This is a genomic window from Moorena sp. SIO2C4 (genome assembly GCF_010672485.1).
GTDB classification, from domain to species: domain Bacteria; phylum Cyanobacteriota; class Cyanobacteriia; order Cyanobacteriales; family Coleofasciculaceae; genus Moorena; species Moorena producens.
This window is the reverse complement of record NZ_JAAHGN010001107.1, coordinates 1-2,410: the sequence shown is the minus strand read 5'-3', so window position 1 is coordinate 2,410 and position 2,410 is coordinate 1. Positions and strand designations below refer to the sequence as shown.

The following is a 2,410-nucleotide window of genomic DNA, read 5'->3' as shown; positions in this document are numbered from 1 at the left end:
GATACTGCTGGCGAATTTAACATTTAGAAATATCAGCCTGAAGACAGCAGTCTTTATAGCCCCCCAACCCCCAATTCTGGGGGAGCATGAACTTAAAGTTACCCATCTGCTACCCTTGTGTAAACAAATATTAATTTCGCCAACGGTATCTAGTAAGGGGGGCAGGCAAGAGGGGAAAGATATACGGAGTTTTATTGGATAAAAAAATACCTCTTAGGTTTACATCTCAAATAAAAATGCTATACCTGCCATTTTTATGAAAATGATCAAAAAAATCGCTTTTTACTCTTGGTCGATGTGATTCAAACCTCGCTGGTTCATGCTTTCAAGCTGCTTGTCACCCCGTGAAAGTCTTGGCTCAGATAACTTGAAAATCCGAGATAGTCTCAATCCACACCCTTGCGCCACAATGTAGCGGATTATCAGGGCGATACATCACCCGACAAGGGCCATTGACTTCTACCGTATGACCGTAAATGTTTTTAGAGCCTCGTTTTACCGTAATCACTGGATTGCGTTCCCCGGTGTTGTGATTTTGGCGAATGACTTTCTGATTAACGTGGATCACAGCCTTCGTGTAATTTGTACGCTTTGACCAATTCCGCTTTGGTCCACGAGTGCCAGGGGTGACCACTGGCATGCCATCAAACAGAGGAATCACCCAAGTTCTACCCACCTTATACGCTCCTTTGACTCTGCCCTTGCCCAGAAGGAAACGAACCCGAGTGGCAGAAACACCCAGTAATTCAGCGGCTTGTGCGGTAGAAATCATCATGAGGCAATAACCATTGCTTTAACGATACTATTATTATAACCACATTTTGGAGAAGATTCAAGGGATTAGAAAAACTATTGCATTGTCGCAAGGAGCTGGAGTGGGTGGAGTAGGTTAAGTGAGCTAAATATGTGGTGTGGGCGCTTTGAAACTATTGCATTGTCGCCATCTTAAGGAGTATCGGGGGAAGGATGGGTGGAGTGCTAGCAATAGGAGTAGTAGACTAAATAGGAGTAATGGGTTTAGTGGGTGCTGTAAAACTATTGCATTGTGGTAACAAAAAGTAGCCGGAGTGGGTGTAGTGGGTTAAGCGAGTTTAATCGGTGGTGTAGGTGTTGTAAAACTATTGCATTGTCGCCATCTCAATCAGGATCGGGCGCGGGGAGATGGGGGAAATGGGGAGACGAAATTGATCTCTAGCTGTAATTTACAGAATTGGTATAACTACAAATCAGATTTGAAACTACCCCCTGCTTCAGTCATTAATCGTAGTGGGCAGTAGGGTGGGCAGTGCCTACCAAAGCGCTTTGCAAGCTTGATTATCTGTCTGGTGCACTGCCCACCCGACATGAACCAAGCAGTAGGGTGGGCAGTGCCTACCAAAGCGCTTTGCAAGCTTGATTATCTGTCTGGTGCACTGCCCACCCGACATGAACCAAGGGTGGGCAGTGCCTACCAAAGCGCTTTGCAAGCTTGATTATCTGTCTGGTGCACTGCCCACCCGACATGAACCAAGCTTATTGATAATGGTGCAAGATTTGAGTATAATTACAAATCAGATTTGAAACTACCCCGCAGGAGCAAGAAAAAAGTACCCTCAAGGGTACTGTCTCCTGAAAATAGTGAGCCTAGGATAGATTTATTGACCGTTGACCGTTGACCGTCAATCATTCAACTTGGCATAGATATCCTCAACAACCTTTAGATCATTTGACTTAAAAAATAGAGACATGAGCGAAACCAATATTTATCAACAAATTTGGGAAAGTGACGAAAACCAATTCTCGGTTAGCACTCGCACTAGCTCCGGAGAATGGGAAGACGAAACTGCTGACATTCTATTAGATGAGCAGGTCAAAGCTAGCGGTCAACGTGAAATCGACTTAGCTACCCGACCCTTATTCTATAAAGTTAATGAAGACAAATTGTTCGATGAAACCCGCACCTATAGCAGTTTCATTAAACTCTTAGATAACTACGCCATCCGCTCTCTTGACCCAGAATTTACTCCTGAGGAAGAAGAACATGAGCAATTAGATTTTATTTCTCTGATTCTCTCTACCAAACCGATCCAACTTGCCCGAAACTATATTAACGAAGAGTTAGGTGAAAATCTTTCGGAGCAGCAATTTAGAATCAAGCTACAGCGAATCTGGTTTGAACACTACACCAATTACTACAAGGGCAAATCAACTCACTTCGCTTCTGGCTTTGAGCATGTATTTGTTGGGGAAGGAAAATACAATATCCGCTCTGGAGATAAACGAGAAACTCTTGGCACCATTTCTGGTTACCATTCATGGGTAAAATTCTACCTAGATGAAAAAAATCAGCGAGTAAATTTTCTCGGCTACAAGTATGACTTACGAGGGAATGAAGGACCGAATAATCCCAACGTTGTCACGTTACAAATGA

Annotated in this window: 1 protein-coding gene and 1 pseudogene; one reads left to right on the top strand and one right to left on the bottom strand. The window is 43.6% G+C overall.

The genetic code is table 11. The annotated features are described in order from the left end of the window. Positions 1-358: 358 nt before the first annotated feature. On the bottom strand, positions 359-775 hold the full coding sequence (locus F6K20_RS34300; RefSeq protein WP_008177630.1) for a helix-turn-helix domain-containing protein: 417 nt from the start codon (positions 773-775) through the stop codon (positions 359-361). A 950-nt stretch (positions 776-1,725) separates the two neighbouring features. On the opposite strand from F6K20_RS34300, the pseudogene F6K20_RS34295 reads away from it, so the two are divergent. Continuing rightward, positions 1,726-2,410, top strand: a pseudogene (locus F6K20_RS34295) (lamin tail domain-containing protein); the annotation flags it as partial.